Below are 18,522 nucleotides of genomic sequence, written 5' to 3' on the forward strand. Positions count from 1 at the left end.
ATAACGCCAACGATGGAACAATTGCCGTTAAGAGATATTCATTTGCCCGACGCCGTCGGTTTTTGGCCGCCGGCGCCCGGCTGGTGGGCGTTGGCGCTGTTGCTGCCGGTTTTGGCGCTTGCCTTGCGCCAACTTTATAAAAGAATGCGCCGGCGCAGCGCCGTTAAAATCGCCGGCAAATTGCTGCAAAGTATGCGCAGCCAACCCAACGGCGATGCCAAACAAACCGTGGCGGCCTTGTCCGCGTTGCTGCGCCGGGTCGCGCTGAGTACCGCGCCGCGGCGGGACGTGGCCAGCCTCAGCGGCCACGCCTGGCTGCAGTATCTTGACCGCTCCCTGCCGGATGCGCCGTTCACGCAAGGTCCGGGCCGATGCCTGGCCGATGCCCACTTCCGGCCGCACGCGCCGGCCGAAGCCGAACTGGACGCGGTGTTCGAGCTGTGCGAACGCTGGCTGAAACAACAGGCGAAACACGCATGATAACGCTGGTCTGGCCTTGGCTGTTGGCCCTGGCGCCGTTGCCGCTGTTGCTGCGCCGCTGGTTGCCGGCCCAGGCTCCGGCCCGGCAAGCGGCGTTGAAAACGCCGTTTCTGGACGATTTCGGCAGCGATCCGGGGCAAATCGCCGGTAGCGAACGGCGCTGGCCGCTATGGCTGGCCGCTTGCGCCTGGCTGTGTCTGCTGTTGGCGGCGGCGCGGCCGCAATGGCTGGGCGAGCCGTTGGAGCAGGCGGTCAGCGGCCGCGATCTGATGCTGGCGGTCGACGTATCCGGTAGTATGCAGGAGGAAGACTTCCTGTTGGGTAAACAGCGGGTAGACCGGCTGACCGCGATCAAACAGGTGGCCGGAGACTTCATCATGCGCCGCGCCGGCGACCGTCTCGGCCTGATTCTATTCGGTACCCAGGCTTATCTGCACGTACCGTTGACCTTCGACCGTAAGACCGTGCAGACCTTGCTCGGCGAAGCCTTTATCGGCATCACCGAAGACGAACCGAAAACCTCGATCGGCGATGCCATCGGCCTGGCGATCAAACGCCTGCAAGACCAGAAAGATGCCAGCCGGGTGCTGATTCTGTTGACCGACGGCGCCAACACCGCCGGCGAACTGGAGCCGCTGAAGGCGGCCGAATTGGCCGCCGAACACCACTTGAAAATCTATACCATCGGTATCGGCGCCGACGAGATTTTGGTGCGCAGTCTGTTCGGCACCCGCCGGGTCAATCCGTCGGTGGATTTGGACGAAAAAACCTTGACCGCCATCGCCGATACCAGCGGCGGCCACTATTTCCGCGCCCGCAATACCGAGGAATTGGAGCGCATTTACCAAATGCTGGACCAACTGGAACCGGTGGAAAAAGACAAACAATATTTCCGGCCGCGCGCGGAGCTGTTCCATTGGCCGCTGACCCTGGCCTTGTGGCTGGCCGGTTTGGTCGCCGCCGGGAGTTTGCGGTGGAGCTGATGCCGGCAGAGTTCCATTTCTTGCGTCCGCTCTGGTTTCTGGCCTTAGTGCCGGCAGCTTTGCTTTTGCTGAAACTGGCGCGGCACCGGCAAAGCCGGGCGAATTGGACCGAGGTTTGCGATGCGGAGCTGCTGCCGTTTGTCCTGCAGGACCAGCCGGCGGCAGCGCAACGGCGCCACAGCGTCGTCGCCGCCGCGCTGGCGGCAGTACTGGCGGTCACCGCGTTGGCCGGCCCGACCTGGGAGCGTTTGCCCAGCCCGGCTTTTCGCAACGATGCGGCACTGGTCATCGCGCTGGACTTGTCCAAATCGATGGATGCCGCCGATATCAAGCCCAGCCGCATCGGCAAGGCCCGCTACAAAATCGCCGATCTGCTGAAACAGCGCAAGGACGGCCAGACCGCGTTATTGGTTTACGGCGGCGACGCCTTTACCGTGACGCCGCTGACCACCGACACCGCGACCATCGACAGCCAGTTGCCGGCATTGACCACCGACATCATGCCCAGTCCGGGCAGCCATACTGCTATCGCCATCGAACACGCCGCCAATTTGTTGCGCCAGGCTGGGCTGGCCAAGGGCCATATCCTGCTGGTCACCGACGGCGCCGACGCCGATGTGGCGGAACAAGCCGAGCATTGGCTGGGCGGTTACCAATTGTCGGTGTTGGCGGTCGGTACTGTCGACGGCGCGCCGATCCAAGCGGCCGGTGGCGGCTTTTTGAAAGACCGCAGCGGCAACATCGTCGTCGCGAAAATGGACGACACCACGTTGGCGACTCTGGCCCGCCATGGCGGCGGCCTTTACCAGCCGGTAACGGCCGGCGACGAAGACGTCGAAGCCTTGAGCCGGGCGTTTAACGCGGCGCAAACCGATCCGCAAAACCGGGATTCGAATTTGCTATTGCAGCAATGGGACGAGAAAGGCCCGTGGCTGGTTTTGCTGGTGTTACCGTGGGCGGCACTGCAGTTCAGGAAGGGTTTGCTGCTCTGGTGCCTGTTGAGCCTGGCGCCGCTACCCAGAAACGGGTACGCGCTGGATTGGCAAAGTTTATGGAAAACCCCCGACCAACGCGCGCAACAAGCCTTCCAGCAGCAGCAATACCAGCAAGCTGCCGAACAGTTCCGCGATCAAGCCTGGCGCGCCGCCGCCCAATACAAGGCCGGCCAATACGAACAGGCCGCCGAAACCTTGCAGCACGCCGACAGTGCGGAAGGCCATTACAACCGCGGCAACGCGCTGGCTCTTGCCGGCCGGCTGCCGGAGGCGGTGGAGGCTTACCGCGAGGCCTTGCGGCTCGACCCGCAGCACCAGGACGCGCGCTTCAACAAGGAATTAGTCGAGAAGAAATTGCAGGAGCAACAGCAACAAAACCAGGGCCAGCAAGGACAGCCACAGGACGCCGGGCAAGACCGGCAACAGCAACAGCAAGCGCAGTCCGGTCAAGCCGACCGCGACCGGCAGGCGCAATCGGCTGAGCAACAACGAGAACCAGCGGCGGAGCAACGGCAGTCTGGGCAGCAACCGCAAACGCCGCAGGAGCCGAAACAAACGGATGAACAACAACCGGCGCAGCCCGACCCGGCCCAAGCCCAGCCCAAGGACGCCAAACCGGAACCGCAGCCGGCGCAATCGGCCGCCGAGGTCGAGCAGAACGAAACCGAGCGCGCCAACCAACAGCTATTGAAACGTATCCCCGACGAGCCCACCGGTTTGTTGCGGCGTAAATTCAAATACCAATACAGCCAACGCAATCGCCGGACTCAGGCCGAAAACCCCTGGTAAAGCGCAGCGTAACCCGTTCCACAGACTGATGAGAAGACGATGGATATTGGCCTGATACTGCTCTTGATTTTGCTCAACGGCGTGTTCGCCATGTCGGAAATGGCGCTGGTGTCGTCCGGATTGGCCCGCTTGCAGAAATTGGCCGGAGAAAAGCGCGCCGGTGCCGCCACCGCATTGAAACTGCACCAAGACCCGTCCCGGTTTTTGTCGACGGTCCAAGTCGGCATTACCTCGGTCGGCATCCTCAGCGGCGCGCTCGGCGAGAGTGCCTTGACCGAGCCGCTGCAGCGCTACCTAGCCCAATTTCCCTGGTTGGCGGCTTACGCCGATAGCATCGCTCTGATCGCAACCGTGGTTGCCATCACCTATTGCTCGGTCGTGGTCGGCGAATTGGCGCCGAAGCGCTTGGCTTTGCTGAATCCGGAACGGATTGCGCTGGCCGTCGCCAAACCGATGAACATGTTGGCTGCGCTCGCCAGTCCGCTGGTCTGGTTGCTGTCTTCGTCCAGTTCGCTGTTGTTGCGCTTGTGCGGCGCCCACCAGCCGCCGCAGGCCAGCGTGACCAACGAGGAAATCAAGTTGCTGATGGAAATCGGCGCCGAGTCCGGCGTGTTTCATGCCAGCGAACGCCATCTGGTCGGCAACGTCATGAAACTCGACGAGCAGCGGGTCGGCGCGGTGATGACGCCGCGGCTGCAGATTTATGCCGCCGACCTGGAGGACGGCGACGCCGCGGTGCGGCGCAAGATTGCCGAATGCCCCTACGCCAGAACCGTGATTTGCCGCGGCGGGCTGGACAACATCGCCGGTGTGTTGGCGCGCAGCGATTTGCTGCTGCCGGCGATGAGCGGAACGGCGTTCGAAATTGCGCCGTTCGTCCGCACGCCGCATTACGTGCCGGAGACGATGACGCTGGTGCAACTGCTCGAGTATTTCAAAGCCAATAAGGCCGATTTGGCGCTGGTGGCCAATGAATACGGCGATATCGAGGGACTAGTGACGTTGAGCGATGTGTTAAAGGCCATCGTCGGCGAACTGCCCGGCGGCGACCTGGATGTCGACATTGCCGAACGGGCCGACGGCTCTTGGTTGGTCGACGGCGGTGTCTCGGTGCAGCGCCTGAAATCGTTGATCGGCATCAGCGGCGAACTGCCCGGCGAAGCCGACAATGCCTACCATACGGTGGGCGGCTTCGTCTTGTTTTACTTGGAAGACATTCCGCGCGTCGCCGAAACCTTCGAATACCGGGAATGGCGGTTCGAAATCGTCGACATCGACGGCGTGCGGATCGACAAAGTGCTGATCACACCGCGCCCCGGCGAAGAATAAGCGCCGGGGCCGGCCGGTTGCGGCAGCACCGGGCAAGCAGATTACTGACAAAAGGAAATAACCATGCAAGTACAGCGATTCTTAACTCTGTTCCTCGTTTTAGTTTGCTGGGCCGGATCGGTTCCGGCCGCGGACATGAAACCGTTGCTGGAAGCGTCGCCGGCGTTGATGAAATTGTTGACGATAGAGGAAGTCAGGCCCGGCGAGATGCGGGAGTCGTTGAGCTTGTCGGCACAAGTGGACTTGGACCAGCATCGGGTGGCCCGGATCGGTGCCAGCGTGACCGGCCGCATCACCGAAATCAATGCGATGCTGGGCCAGAGCGTCAAGAAGGGCGACCGGCTGGCACTGTTGAACAGCACCGAACTGAGTCAAGCCCAATCGGATTATCTGAAAGCCACCTCGCAAGTCAATCTGCGGCGGATCACCGTCAAGCGCGCCGAACGTTTGCTGGAAAGCGGCGTGATCGCCGAAGCCGAGTTGCAGGAACGCCAGGGCGTGCTGGTCGAAGCCGAGGTGGACTTGCGCGCTGCCAGCGACCGCCTACGGGTGATGGGCATGAGTGAGGCCGATCTGAAGCGGCTGGACAAGCAGCGCAGCATCCATTCGTTTTCGCCGGTCACCTCCAGCATCGACGGCGTCGTGATCGAGCGTAACGTTGCGATCGGCCAGGTGGTGCAGCCGGCCGACAGCCTATACACGGTCGCCGATTTGTCGCAACTGTGGCTGGTCGCCGAGATCCCTGAACAACAGGCGCACTGGGTGCACCAGGGCGACCAAGTGCTGGCCGAGGTGCCGGCGCTGCCGGGCGAGAGCGTCAGCGGCAAATTGATCTACGTCTCCGATCTGGTCGATCCCGACACCCGCACCGTGACGGTAAGAATGGCGCTGGCCAACCCGCAACGGCTGTTCAAACCGCAGATGCTGGCAACCCTGAAAATCAGCAAGCCCGGCGCCCAGTCGCTGCTGATTCCTAGCCAGGCGGTGGTGCGGGAAAACGATAAAGACCACGTGTTCGTGCAGAACGCCGACAACCGCTTCGAATTGCGTCCGGTCAAACTGGGCCGCGAGGAAGCGCAAAAGCGCGAATTATTGGACGGACTGCGGCCCGGCGAAAAGATCGTCGTCAACGGCGCCTTTCATTTGAACAACGAACGCCTGCGCAGCACATTGGAGTAAGCCATGGTCAACCGTCTGATAGAACTGGCGCTGCAACAACGGATTTTGGTGGCGGTGCTGGCGGTGGGTATTGCGTTGTTCGGCGTGCGCGCGGTGCGGCACCTTTCGGTGGATGCGTTTCCGGACGTGACCAACATTCAAGTGCAAATCGCCACCGAAGCCGCCGGAAAATCGCCGGACGAAGTCGAGCGACTGGTGACCGTGCCGTTGGAGATCGCGATGGCCGGCTTGCCGGGGCTGGAGGAAATGCGTTCGCTGAATAAAAACGGCCTGTCGCTGATTACATTGATCTTCACCGACAAGACCGAAGTGTATTTCGCCCGGCAATTGGTGATGGAACGCCTGATCGAAGTCAAGCAGCAGATGCCGCCCGGCGTCAACCCGGTGCTGGGCCCGGTATCGACCGGTCTGGGCGAGGTTTACCAATACACGCTGGACCGCGACGACGACGGCGAGCGGCCGTTGACCCAGGAAGAGTTGCAGTACCGGCGCGAAGCGCAGGATTGGGTGGTCCGACCGTTGCTGCGCGGCATACCCGGCGTGGCCGAAATCAATTCCCAGGGCGGTTACGTCAAACAGTACCAGGTATTGGTCAATCCCAATCGCTTGCACCATTACCGGATTTCGTTGAACGAGGTATTCGAGGCCTTGGCTCGCAACAACGCCAACAGCGGCGGCGGCGTACTGCCGCACTATGCCGAGCAGTATTTGATTCGCGGCGTCGGTTTGATCAACGACGTCAACGACATCGGCAATATCGTATTGAAAGAGGAAGACAGCGTGCCGGTGCACATGCACGACGTCGCCGAAATTAAAATCGGCCACGAAGTGCGGGCCGGCGCGGTCATCAAAAACGGTTACACCGAATCGGTCGGTGGCATCGTCATGATGTTGCGCGGCGGTAACGCCAAGGAAGTGGTGAGCCGGATCAAGGAACGGGTGGCGGAAATCAACGCCAAGGGCATGTTGCCGGGCGGCTTGAAAATCGTGCCGTATTACGACCGCAGCGATTTGGTCGACGCGGCCTTGCATACCGTAACCAAGGTGTTGATGGAAGGCATCGTCTTGGTCGTCATCATTTTGTTTCTGTTCCTGGGCGACGTGCGTTCCAGTTTGATCGTGGTCGGTACGCTGATCGTGACGCCGCTGGTGACCTTCATCATGATGAACCAGCTAGGCTTGTCGGCCAATCTGATGTCCTTGGGCGGCCTGGCGATTGCGATCGGCTTGATGGTGGACGGCTCGGTGGTCGTGGTCGAGAACGCGTTCCGCCTGCTCGGCGAGCGCAAGGGCCGCGCCACCAGCCGGGTGCGGGTAGTGCAGGCCGCGACCCAGGAAGTGGCGACGCCAGTGTTGTTCGGCGTCGGTATCATCGTCCTGGTGTTTTTGCCGCTGATGACGCTACAGGGCATGGAAGGCAAGATGTTCGCACCGCTGGCCTATACCATCGCCATCGCCTTGCTGATTTCGCTGGTGGTGTCGCTGACCCTGTCGCCAGTGTTGTGCGCGTTTGCGCTGGAGGGCCACGACGGCGAACACGACACCCGCTTGATTGCCTTTATCAAACGCCATTACCTGCGCTTGCTGGATTTTGCGATGGCCAACCGGCTGAAAGTGGTTGGCGCCGCTGTGGCGACGTTTATCGGCTCGTTGCTGCTGTTGCCGTTGCTCGGCACCTCGTTCATTCCGGAAATGAAGGAAGGCTCCATCGTGCCGGCAATTAACCGGATGCCGAATATTTCGCTGGAAGAAAGCATCAACGTCGAGATGCAGGCGATGAAAATGGTGATGCAGATTCCCGGCGTCAAGAACGTGGTGTCCGGCGTCGGCCGCGGCGAAAGCCCGGCCGATCCGCAATCGCAAAACGAGTCGACGCCTATCGTCACTTTGAAACCGCGCGAGGAATGGCCGCAAGGCTGGACCCAGGACAATATTGCCGATGCGATGAGCGATAAGCTGGTGGAAAACCTGCCCGGCATGCAGGTGGTGATGGCGCAACCGATTTCCGACCGGGTCGACGAGATGGTGACCGGCGTGCGTTCCGACGTGGCGGTAAAAGTGTTCGGCGACGATCTGGCCGAACTGAAACGGCTGGCCGACGCAATCGCCGGCGTTGCCAACGGCGTCAACGGCGCCCGCGATATCCGGGTCGAGCGGCTGACCGGCCAGCAGTATTTGAACATTACCGTGGACCGCCAGGCGATTGCCCGCCACGGCCTGAATGCGTCGGACATCCACGACGTGATCGAAACCGCGATTGCCGGCAAGGTGGCGACCGAGATTTACCAGGGCGAGCGGCGTTTCTCCGCTGCGGTGCGATTACCGGAACCATTCCGTAACAATATCACTGCGATCGACCAGTTGATGCTGACCTCGGCCAACGGGGCGCGGGTGCCGCTGGGCGACGTCACCAAGATCAGCCTGAACGACGGTCCGGCCCAGATCAGCCGGGAAATGGGCAAGCGGCGGATCGTGGTCGGCATCAACGTCCGCGACCGCGATTTGGGCGGTTTCGTCGCCGAATTGCAAAAAGCCGTGGCGGACAAGGTCAAATTGCCGGAAGGCTACTATCTGCAGTGGGGCGGCCAGTTCCAGAACATGGAGCGGGCCTTGGGCCATTTGCAAATGATCATTCCGGTGACGATTGCGGCGATCTTCTTTCTGTTGTTCATGCTGTTCAAATCGCTGCGTTTTGCGGCGTTGATCATTTTGGTGCTGCCGTTTGCCTCGATCGGCGGTATCGTCACGCTGTTCCTGAGCGGCGAGTACTTGTCGGTGCCTGCCTCGGTCGGTTTTATCGCCTTGTGGGGCATCGCGGTGTTGAACGGCGTGGTGTTGGTGTCGTATATCCGGGCGCAGCGCGAGAGCGGCTTGAATCTGGAATATGCGGTGCGCCGCGGCTGCGAACAGCGTTTCCGGCCGGTGATGATGACGGCGACGGTGGCCTTGCTCGGGCTGGTGCCGTTTCTGTTTGCGGTCGGACCCGGTTCGGAAGTGCAAAAGCCGTTGGCCATCGTCGTGATCGGCGGCCTGATCAGTTCCACCTTATTGACCCTGGTGGTATTGCCGGTGCTGTACGGCTGGTTCGACGGCCGCCAGGATGTTCATAAACCGTTTTCGATGAAATGAACCGGGTTTTTGCTTATGCGTAATTGTTTGCTGCCTTGTTGGTTGGGGCTGTGCTTGTTTTGGCTGAGCGGCGTTGCCGCCGCCGAGATCGGCGTTGCGGTGGACCGCAATCCGGTCGGGCTGAACGAATCGTTTCAAATCACCTTTACCGCGGCCGAACAACCGGACGGCAGTCCGGATTTCGAGCCGTTACGGCAGGATTTCGAGATCGTCAACCAACAACGCAGCACTAGCGCGTCCTGGGTTAACGGCAAAAGCAGCCGCAACGAACAATGGCTTTTGACGGCAATGGCCAAACGTAGCGGCGAGTTGACGATACCGGCGATTGCCTTCGGTGCCGACAGCAGTAAGCCGTTGGCGCTGACGGTGACCGAAACCGCGCAGCCGACCGCAAAGGACGACGAACTGTTCCTGGAAGTCTCGGCAACGCCGGAGCAGCCTTACGTGCAGGCGCAGGTGATTTACACGCTGAAATTGTTCCGCCGGGTCCAGATTACCCAGGCCAGCCTGAGCGAGCCGGAAATCAAGGATGCCTTGGTGGAAAAACTGGGCGAGGACAGCACTTATTCGACCCAGATCAAGGGCGTCGATTATTGGGTCACCGAGCGCAAATATGCCATTTTTCCGCAGCAGAGCGGGCTGTTCACGATTGCGCCGCTGGTGTTGAACGCCGAATACGTCAGCGGCCGGCAGCAGCCGCGATTCAACGGTTTTTTCAACCGGCCCAGCACCGAAACCCGGCGGGTGGTATCGAAAGCCGTGACGCTGAACGTGCGCGCGGTGCCGGCCGAGTTTAAAGGCGCCTGGCTGGGCGCGGAATCGCTGGAATTGAGCGAGAGTTGGTCCGACGCCTCCCGCCAAGCCAAAGTCGGCGAGCCGCTGACCCGCACTTTGACCCTGAAAGCCAAGGGGGCGACGGTCGGCCAGTTGCCGGAGTTGTTCGACAAAACCCCTATCGACGGCATCAAGACCTATCCCGACCAACCGCTGTTGAACGAAGACAAACAAAGCGACGGCTTAACCGCGTCGCGCGAGGAGAAAATCGCCTTCATTCCGTCCAAGCCCGGCGAATACAATCTGCCGGCGTTGCACATCCGCTGGTTCAATACCAAAACCCACAAAATCGAGGAAGCCGCATTGCCGGCCGCCAAAATCAAGGCCTTGGCCGTCGCCGGAACAGCGGAGCCGGACGTTGCCGCGGCCGCGGCCGCGGCCAAGCCGGCCGAACCCGGCGCGGTTGCCGCAATGCCGATCAGCGTTTGCTCGGATAGGGAAACCAGAGTGTGGCAGGCGGTGTCGGCCATTCTGGCGCTGGGGTGGCTGCTGACGGTAATCGGCTTGGTTCGCCGCCGCCGCAACGGCGGCCGGACCGGCGCCGGCAACCAGGCTCCGGGCGAGAGCGCGCTGGAAAAAGCCTTGAAGCGGGCCTGTTGGGAAAACAATCCGCAGGCGGCCAAACAATTATTGTTGCAATGGGGCAAAACCCGCTACGGCAGCGACAGTTTGGCCGGTTTGGCGAATTGTTGCGGCGAGGCGCTGCGCAGCGAAATCGATAGCTTGAACCGGTTGCTGTATACCCCCGGCGGCCAGGACTGGCAGGGACGGGATTTGTGGGCGGCGTTCAGCGCCGAACCGCGGCAGGTCAGCGATGTGGCGGACAACGGCGACGGCCTGGAGCCGTTGTTCAAAATCTGAGCTAACCGCGCCGCTCCAGGTGGGCCAAAGCCATGTACAGCGCGGCGATAGAGCGCGCCTCGCTGCATTCTCCGCTGGCCAACAAGCTGTCGATGGCCCGCAGCGACCAGGGGACCACCTGTAACTCCTCCGGTTCGTCGCCTTCCAATTTTTCCGGGTACAGCTCTTCGGCCAGGATGATGTCGATGGTGTGTTCCAGATAAGACGGCGCCAGCGAGACCCGGTGCAGATGTTGCAGTTTGCCGGCGCCGTAGCCGATTTCTTCCTTCAACTCCCGGTTGGCGCCGCTGAGCATATCTTCGCCGGCGTCGAGTTTGCCTTTCGGCAGGCCCAGTTCGTAGCGGTGGACGCCTGCCGCATATTCCCTGACCAGCAATACCGTTTCCGGATCCAGCATCGGGACGATCAGTACCGCGCCGTGCGAGGTGCTGCGCGCCAGCCGTTCGTATTGGCGGCGTTCGCCGTTGCTGAATTCCAGGTCCAGCGCTTCGATGCAGAATTGGCGGGTCTGGGCCAGTACCGTCTGTTTCAGGATTTTCGGTCGCTTGGGCATGGTCGTTGGCGGGGTAGCGATTAAGGCCGGTGGTCGGGCTTGGGTTATACCCGAAAAAAGTCGACCGCGCTTTGCAACTGTTCGGCCTGGGCGTTGAGTTCCTCCGCCGTTGCCGCCATTTCTTCGGACGCTGCCGCGTTTTGCTGGGTGACTTTGTCGAGTTGCCGCATCGCCTCGCTAATCTGGCGTACGCCGACAGCCTGTTCGTCGGAGGCGGCGCTGATCTCTTGCACCAGTTCCGAGGTCTTGGCGATATTCGGCACCACCTCGCCGATCAATTGCCCGGCCCGTTCGGCGATGGCGACGCTGTTGGACGCCAATTCGTTGATTTCCGCCGCCGTCGTGCGGCTGTTTTCCGCGAGTTTTCTGACTTCGGCGGCGACCACGGCGAAGCCCTTGCCGTGCTCGCCGGCCGAAGCCGCCTCGATCGCGGCGTTCAAGGACAACAAGTTGGTTTTGTAGGCTATGTCTTCGATCACGCCGATTTTTTTGGCGATTTGGTGCATCGCCTTGACCGTCGCCGTTACCGCGTCGCCGCCTTGACCGGCTTCTTCGGCCGAGGATTTGGCCAATTGTTCGGTGGCGCGCGCGCTTGCCGAATTGTGTTGGACCGAGGCGCTGAGTTGTTCGACGGCGCTGGTGGTTTCGTCGACGCTGGCCGCCTGCTGCGTTGTGGCCTGGCTGATCGATTGCGCGGTGGCGTTGACTTCCCGCGAAGCAATGCTCAATGTTTCGGCGTTGCTTTGCACTTGGCGCACTGTTTCGGCGAGTTGGTCGGCCATGGTTTTCAAATCGAACAACAGGCTGCCGGTGTCGCCGGGTTGGATGTCGATATGCGCCGTCAGGTCGCCCTCCGCCATTTGTTTGACGGCCGCCGCGGCGTAACTGGGTTCCCCACCCAGTTGCCGCATCAGGCCGCGGGTGATCAGGTAAGCCGCGGTGCCGCCGCACAGCACCGACAGCAAAGCCATCAGCTCGATGATGCGAACGCTATTGCTGACCGCGGTGCGCGCCTCCTTGCCGGTGGCTTCCATCAATTCGGTTTGAAACGCGATCAAAGCGGTTGCGTTGTCGAAGTAACGGCTTTGCAGTTGCCGGATTTCGTTTAGCAGGTAGTCGGTGGCCTCTTGCTGTTTGCCTTGCCGGGCCAGGGCGATAAAGCGGTCTTGCGCCGCCACATACGGCGTCCGGGCGTCGAGTATGGCTTGCAATAAGCGGCGGCCCTCGGGGCTGTCGATTTTGGCGTCGAGCTTGTCCAGGTTTTCCTTGATTTTGCCGCGAGCTTGCTGAATCCGCGCCAATTCTTTTTCGATCGTGGCTTGGTCTTTGACGATCAGGGTATTGCGCATCGAGCGGGCAATGACGTTGATGTTGTCGATGATGTCGTGGGTCCAGACCGTTTTCGGAAATTTATCCTCGACCATGTTTTCGATATTGACCAGCAGTCCGTTTAAGTTGTTGACGCTGACCAAGGCGACGACGGCCAGCAACAGCATTACTCCGCCGAATCCGAGTCCGAGCCGGGTTTTGACAGTCAATTCACGCATATGGGCTTCCTTTGTCTAGTGCCTGAGCTTTGCTTGCCATTGTAAAGCGTTGCCGGTACGGCGGATAGGGTTGAATTGGCCGAAGCTGCCGTAGCCGGCGGCGTCCGGCTTATAATTGGCGAAAAATTAACGGAGAATTTTAGCGATGTTGGACTGGCGGCAAATCGAGACGGTGATGCTGGATATGGACGGCACCTTGCTGGACCTGAATTTCGATAACCATTTCTGGCAGGAATTCGTGCCGAAACGCTTCGCCCAATTGCACGGCTTGACGCTGGAGCAGGCCAAACAAGCATTGGCGCCGCGCTTCAAAGCGATGGAAGGCCGTCTGGAGTGGTATTGCCTGGATTATTGGAGCAGCGAGTTGCGGTTGAATATCGCCGGCTTGAAGCAGGAGCTGGCCGGCCTGATAGCGGTGCATCCGCACGTGGTCGAGTTTCTGGATGCGTTGCGCGGCAAGCGGCGCCTGCTGTTAGTGACCAACGCCCACCGCGACAGTCTGAATCTGAAAATGGAGAAAACCTGTCTGCACCGCTTCTTCGACGAGATCGTCAGTTCCCACGACTTCGGTTTTGCCAAGGAACAACAGGACTTTTGGCAAGCTTTGCAGCAACAACATCTATTCGAGAAACACAGCAGTTTGTTGGTCGACGACAGCCTGGCCGTGCTGCGCTCGGCGCGCCAATTCGGCATTGCTCATCTGGTTTCGATCAGCAAGCCGGACAGCCGGCGCCCGGTCAGGCCGATTGCGGAGTTTCCGGCGATTGAGGATTTTCGGGCGTTGATGCCTGGCTTGCAGCCGGATGCGGCCGGTGTTCCCTAGGTTTGCGCTCGGGCCGCGGCGGACGTTTGCCGTGCGGTACCACCCGTTCGCGCGGCTCGCGGCGTTCCGGCTTGGCGACGTGTTCGGCCAGTAGTTCCGGTTCGATCGCCGCGACCGGTACTTTTTCGCCGATATAGTCTTCGATGTCCGGCATCGAATAGGCGTATTCCTCGCAGATGAAGCTGATCGCTTCGCCGCTGGCGCCGAAGCGGGCGGTGCGGCCGATACGGTGCACGTAATCCTCGACGTCTTGCGGCAGGTCGTAGTTGAAGACGTGAGACACGTCCGGAATATGTAGGCCGCGGGCGGCAACGTCGGTGGCGATCAGCAGGTTGACCTGGTTGTCCTGAAACGCGGCGAGCAGTTTTTGCCGTTTTTCCTGCGGCACGTCGCCGCTCAGCATCGCGACTTTGTAGCCGTTGGATTGCAAGTAATCGTCGAGCCGTTCGGCGCAACGCTTGGTATTGACGAAGACGATGCTGCGCTGCGGCTGGTGGTGTTTCAATAAACCCAGCAGCAGCGGAATCTTCTGGTCGTTGGCCGGGCAATAAGCGATTTGCTTGATGGCTTTGGAGGTGACTTCCTCGGGTTCGATCCGGATCAGCACCGGGTTGTTCATGTGTTCGTAAGCCAGCTCGGTAACCTTGTAGGACAGTGTGGCCGAGAACAGCAAATTCAGGCGTTTGTCGGCCGGCGGCATCCGCCGCAGCAGAAAACGGATGTCCTTGATAAAGCCCAGGTCGAACATGCGGTCGGCTTCGTCCAGCACCGTGACCTGGATGTTGTCCAGCGTAAACGCGCCTTGTTTGTAGAAGTCGATGATGCGCCCCGGCGTGCCGATAATGATGTCGACGTTGGTCTTAATCTTGTCCAGTTGTTTCTGGTAATCGGTGCCGCCGTAGATTAGCGCTAACTTCAGGTTCAGATACTTACCCAGCACCAGTGCGTCCTTGTGGATCTGAATCGCCAGCTCGCGGGTCGGCGCTAGGATCAGTGCCCGCGGATTCTTGATTTTTTCGCTTTCGTCGTTGATCAAGTGCTGGAAGGTGGCGAGCAGGAAGGTCGCGGTTTTGCCGGTGCCGGTTTGCGCTTGGCCGGCGATGTCTTTGCCGCGCAAGGATAACGGCAGGGACTTATCCTGGATAGGGGTACAGTTGATAAAACCCGCTTCTTTCAGACCTTTGATGATGGAGTCGGACAGCTCCAGATTGCTAAATCGCGTTTCCGTTAAGTGTGTTTTTTTCATAACTCGCTAGAATAACTCAAAATGCGGCGCGGTTGAAATCGATTGACAATTTAAGCGCGGCGAAACTATAGTCTTGGCTTTGCAAACTAACGGAGAATGGCGTGAGCGACCTAGTCCTTCATGTATCAGACGCTGATTTTAACGAAACAGTCTTAAAAGCCGGCTCACCGGTATTGGTCGACTACTGGGCCGAATGGTGCGGCCCTTGCAAAATGATTGCTCCTGTACTGGATGAAATCGCATCCGAGTACCAAGGCAAACTGACCGTCGCCAAACTCAATATCGACGAAAATCCGAAGACCCCGCAGCACTACGGTGTGCGCGGTATTCCTACCTTGATGATTTTCAAGGGCGGCGAGGTGGAGGCTACCAAAGTCGGCGCCTTGACCAAATCGCAGTTGGCCGCATTCATCGACAGCAACCTGTAGTACGGCTGCAACCGGGCTTGTCGAAAATGTTTTGATAAGTCCGGTTATTGCGCTAGAATTCCGCCCGCTTCTCGCACCCCGATCGCCCGAGTTTTTCCAACACACTTCTTCCGCCGTAAACAGCCTTCTGCTGTTTTGCATTTCTTCCATTTCCCTAAGTCAACATGAACCTTACCGAGTTAAAACTTAAACAACCGACAGAAATCATTGCTATCGCCGAATCCCTGGGGCTGGAAAACATCGACAGAGCCCGAAAGCAGGAACTGATTTTCTCGATTTTGAAGAAGCAGGCGAAAAGCGGAGAAGACATATTCGGCGATGGGGTGCTGGAAATTTTGACTGACGGTTTCGGTTTTCTGCGCACGCCGGGTTGTTCTTACTTGGCCGGACCGGACGACATATACGTATCGCCCAGCCAGATTCGGCGTTTCGGCCTGCGCACCGGCGATACCGTCAGCGGCAAGATTCGGCCGCCGAAAGAGGGCGAGCGTTACTTTGCGATGCTGAAGGTGGAAAGCATCAACTTCGAATCCCCCGAGCAATCCAAAAACAAGATTTCCTTTTCCAACCTGACGCCGTTATTCGCCAACAAACGCTTCCGCCTGGAGCAGGGCAACGGTACCAGCGAAGACTTGACCGCCCGCATCATCGATTTGATCGCACCGATCGGTAAAGGCCAGCGCGGCCTGATCGTGTCGCCGCCGAAAGCCGGTAAAACCATGATCATGCAAAGCATTGCCCACGCCATCGCCGAGAATAACCCTGAATGCTACCTGATCGTGCTGTTGATCGACGAGCGTCCGGAAGAGGTGACCGAGATGGAGCGTTGCGTGCGCGGCGAAGTGGTGTCCAGCACCTTCGACGAACCGGCTACCCGCCACGTGCAGGTCGCCGACATGGTGATCGAAAAAGCCCGGCGCATGGTAGAGCACAAGCACGATGTGGTTATTCTGTTAGACTCGATTACGCGTTTGGCTCGTGCTTACAACATGGTGGTGCCGTCCTCCGGCAAGCTGCTGTCCGGCGGTGTCGACGCCAATGCCCTGGAAAAACCGAAACGCTTTTTCGGTGCGGCGCGCAATATCGAAGAAGGCGGCAGTTTGACGATTATCGCTACCGCGCTGGTCGAAACCGGCTCGCGGATGGACGAGGTCATTTTCGAGGAGTTTAAGGGCACCGGTAACATGGAGTTGCATCTGGAGCGGAAAATTGCCGAAAAGCGGGTCTATCCGGCCATCAACATCAACCGTTCCGGCACCCGCCGCGAAGAATACCTGGTCGATCCGGACGAGCTGCAAAAAACCTGGATCTTGCGCAAGATTCTGCAACCGATGGACGAATTGGCGGCATCCGAATTTTTGCTGGGCAAACTGAAGGACTTCAAAACCAACGCCGAATTTTTCGATTCGATGAAGCGTTAATGCTTGTCCTCGGGTCGGCGGATGGCGCTCTGCTCGCCGTTCGCCGCCGATCCTCCCCCGTTTTCCAGTCTCCTGCGCCCTGCCGCATTTTTTCCCGCCAGCACAGCAACCTAGTTCCAGTCTAAGCCGCGTTCGCCATAACACCGAAATATTTCTTGGTTGTGTAAGCGATTAATTTTGTTATATTGCGCCCCGACCTTTACGCGGAGAGATGGCCTTGCGAAATACCAGCAAATTTTTCATGCAGTTCGTCCGACTGGCGGGACCTTTCTGGTGTTCCGAAAATAAGGCCAGCATTCGCGGACTGTCGGCGGCGCTGGTTGCGCTAACCGTCGCTCAAATCGCGGTTTCGGTGATTATCACCGAATGGAGCGCGGACCTGTTCGATGCGCTGGAACAGCGCTCGATGTCGCGCTTCTTTACCCAAATCGGGCTGATCGTACTGATTTTTCTGGCGAACATCGCCATTACCGCCACGCACCTGGTGGTGAAACGCCGCTTGCAACTCGGTTGGCGCGGTTGGCTGACCGACAAGCTGATCGGCCAGTGGATGCGCGACGGCCGGCACTATCTGGTCACGCACATTCCCGGCCAGCACGACAATCCCGACGGCCGCATCGCCGAAGACGTGCGGATATCGACCGAATACGCGATCGACTTGCTGCATACCATGTTCTATTGCCTGCTGTTGTTGATCAGTTTTACCGAGATTTTGTGGACATTGTCCGGCAGCGTGACCATGGACCTGGGCATTGCCGAAATTCCGATCCAAGGCCATCTGGTCTGGTTGGCCCTGATTTACGCGGCTAGCGCTTCTGTGCTCGGCTGGTGGATAGGTAGGCCGTTAACGACGGCGACCGACAACCGGCAAACCGTCGAGGCCAATTTCCGTTTTGCCTTGGTCAAGGCCCGCGAAAACGCCCAGGCGATTGCGTTAATCCACGGCGAGCGCCACGAAAATCCGCATTTTCACCGTTTGTTCGGCAATATCGTCGATGCCTGGAACCAGCAAACCCATGCCTGGCAGCGGATTACCATGTTCAGTTCCGGTTATTCCATCCTGTCGATGGCTTTTCCGATCCTGGTGTCCGCGCCGCGTTTCATTCTGGGAACCATCAGTCTGGGTGCTTTGATGCAATCGGCCCAAGCCTTCCAGCAAATGGTCGCCGCTTTGTCCTGGCCGGTGGATAACATGGGTAAGGTCGCCGAATGGCGGGCGTCGGTAGAACGTATCCTGGGCTTGAGCAAAGCTCTGGAGCAATTGGAGCGGGAAATTGCCAAGCCCGATCCGCACCGCATCCGCATCGTCAAGAATGAAGGATCGGTGTTGGCATTCCGCAATTTGTGCATTAGCCGGCTGGACAATATCGTCTGCGTGTCGATGCTGAACGAAGAAATCCGTGCCGGCGAGCGGGTATTGATCGCCGGTAACGCATTTTCCGGCAACAAATTGTTCAAGGCCATCGCCGGTTTGTGGCCCTGGGGCGAAGGCACGATAGAGCTGCCCGACGACGAACCGATGTTTTTCATGCCGCCCAAGCCTTACTTGCCGACTGGCCTTCTGCGTGCCTCGATTTGTTACCCGAGCGACGCCGGCGCGTTCGATCCCGAAGTATTGGCTAGTATCATGCAATTGGCCGGCGTCGGCGAACTGGTGGAGCAGTTGAACCAACAGGCAGACTGGGATAAAAGCTTGGAGCGCGAGCAAAAGCAACGTTTGGGCTTGGTGCGGCTGTTGCTGCACAAGCCGAAGTGGATTTTGATGCAGGAGGCCTTCGATTCGCTCGATCCCGACGGCGAGGTGGAAATGGTTAGCCTGATCCATAAGAAATTGCCGCATGCGGCGATGCTGACGATTACCAAGCAGCCGACGATACAGGGTTTGCATAAACGCCGGATCACGCTGAATTGAGCGCAGGCCGGAT

At 59.4% G+C, this 18,522-nt stretch carries 14 protein-coding genes; 11 read left to right on the forward strand and 3 right to left on the reverse strand.

The window, feature by feature from the left end:
- Window positions 1–12 precede the first annotated feature (12 nt).
- The 7 genes from MKFW12EY_RS01930 (at window position 13) to MKFW12EY_RS01960 (ending at window position 10,579) form a co-directional block, all read left to right on the forward strand.
- Window positions 13–480, forward strand: a complete 468-nt coding sequence (locus MKFW12EY_RS01930; protein WP_064029821.1) for a DUF4381 domain-containing protein — start codon at window positions 13–15, stop codon at window positions 478–480.
- On the forward strand, window positions 477–1,463 hold the full coding sequence (locus MKFW12EY_RS01935; RefSeq protein ID WP_221053916.1) for a vWA domain-containing protein: 987 nt from the start codon (window positions 477–479) through the stop codon (window positions 1,461–1,463). Before MKFW12EY_RS01930 ends, MKFW12EY_RS01935 begins: the two co-directional genes overlap by 4 nt.
- Window positions 1,463–3,247, forward strand: coding sequence for a vWA domain-containing protein (locus MKFW12EY_RS01940; RefSeq protein WP_221053917.1), 1,785 nt, complete (start codon window positions 1,463–1,465; stop codon window positions 3,245–3,247). The genes MKFW12EY_RS01935 and MKFW12EY_RS01940 overlap by 1 nt, the downstream gene beginning before the upstream one ends.
- Before the next feature lie 39 nt (window positions 3,248–3,286).
- The gene (locus MKFW12EY_RS01945) at window positions 3,287–4,576 is read left to right on the forward strand and encodes a hemolysin family protein (RefSeq protein WP_221053918.1); all 1,290 of its coding nucleotides are present in this window, start codon (window positions 3,287–3,289) and stop codon (window positions 4,574–4,576) included.
- Window positions 4,577–4,711: 135 nt separating this feature from the next.
- Window positions 4,712–5,755 carry an efflux RND transporter periplasmic adaptor subunit gene (locus tag MKFW12EY_RS01950; protein ID WP_096875589.1) on the forward strand — a complete coding sequence of 348 codons (1,044 nt, stop codon included), beginning with the start codon at window positions 4,712–4,714 and terminating at the stop codon, window positions 5,753–5,755.
- A 3-nt stretch (window positions 5,756–5,758) separates the two neighbouring features.
- Complete coding sequence (locus MKFW12EY_RS01955; protein ID WP_221053919.1) at window positions 5,759–8,884, forward strand: efflux RND transporter permease subunit; 3,126 nt, start codon at window positions 5,759–5,761, stop codon at window positions 8,882–8,884.
- A 15-nt stretch (window positions 8,885–8,899) separates the two neighbouring features.
- Window positions 8,900–10,579: a BatD family protein gene (locus tag MKFW12EY_RS01960; protein WP_221053920.1), complete on the forward strand. Its 1,680-nt coding sequence runs from the start codon at window positions 8,900–8,902 to the stop codon at window positions 10,577–10,579.
- A gap of 1 nt (window position 10,580) precedes the next feature.
- On the opposite strand, the gene nudE is transcribed toward MKFW12EY_RS01960, so the two are convergent.
- On the reverse strand, window positions 10,581–11,132 hold the full coding sequence (gene nudE, locus MKFW12EY_RS01965) for an ADP compounds hydrolase NudE (RefSeq protein ID WP_054762356.1): 552 nt from the start codon (window positions 11,130–11,132) through the stop codon (window positions 10,581–10,583).
- 44 nt (window positions 11,133–11,176) lie between these two features.
- Entirely contained in the window at window positions 11,177–12,679 is a 1,503-nt protein-coding gene (locus MKFW12EY_RS01970; RefSeq protein WP_221053921.1) for a methyl-accepting chemotaxis protein, read from the reverse strand.
- A gap of 145 nt (window positions 12,680–12,824) precedes the next feature.
- On the opposite strand from MKFW12EY_RS01970, the gene yrfG reads away from it, so the two are divergent.
- Window positions 12,825–13,502: a GMP/IMP nucleotidase gene (gene yrfG, locus MKFW12EY_RS01975; RefSeq protein WP_054762351.1), complete on the forward strand. Its 678-nt coding sequence runs from the start codon at window positions 12,825–12,827 to the stop codon at window positions 13,500–13,502.
- On the opposite strand, the gene rhlB is transcribed toward yrfG, so the two are convergent.
- Window positions 13,417–14,748 (reverse strand): ATP-dependent RNA helicase RhlB, encoded by a 1,332-nt coding sequence (gene rhlB / locus MKFW12EY_RS01980; RefSeq protein WP_054762349.1) that lies wholly within the window; start codon window positions 14,746–14,748, stop codon window positions 13,417–13,419. The genes yrfG and rhlB overlap by 86 nt on opposite strands.
- 101 nt (window positions 14,749–14,849) lie before the next feature.
- Between rhlB and trxA the strand changes: the two genes are divergently transcribed.
- The 3 genes from trxA to MKFW12EY_RS01995 all read left to right on the forward strand — a co-directional run bounded on the left by trxA (window position 14,850) and on the right by MKFW12EY_RS01995 (window position 18,509).
- Window positions 14,850–15,176: a thioredoxin TrxA gene (trxA, locus tag MKFW12EY_RS01985; protein ID WP_054762347.1), complete on the forward strand. Its 327-nt coding sequence runs from the start codon at window positions 14,850–14,852 to the stop codon at window positions 15,174–15,176.
- A 164-nt stretch (window positions 15,177–15,340) separates the two neighbouring features.
- A complete protein-coding gene (rho, locus tag MKFW12EY_RS01990; protein ID WP_054762345.1) occupies window positions 15,341–16,597 on the forward strand; it encodes a transcription termination factor Rho in 1,257 nt (418 codons plus the stop codon).
- Between the two features lie 241 nt (window positions 16,598–16,838).
- Window positions 16,839–18,509, forward strand: coding sequence for an ABC transporter ATP-binding protein/permease (locus MKFW12EY_RS01995; RefSeq protein ID WP_197485158.1), 1,671 nt, complete (start codon window positions 16,839–16,841; stop codon window positions 18,507–18,509).
- Window positions 18,510–18,522 lie beyond the last annotated feature (13 nt).

The organism is Methylomonas koyamae (genome assembly GCF_019669905.1).
GTDB classification, from domain to species: Bacteria; Pseudomonadota; Gammaproteobacteria; order Methylococcales; family Methylomonadaceae; genus Methylomonas; species Methylomonas koyamae.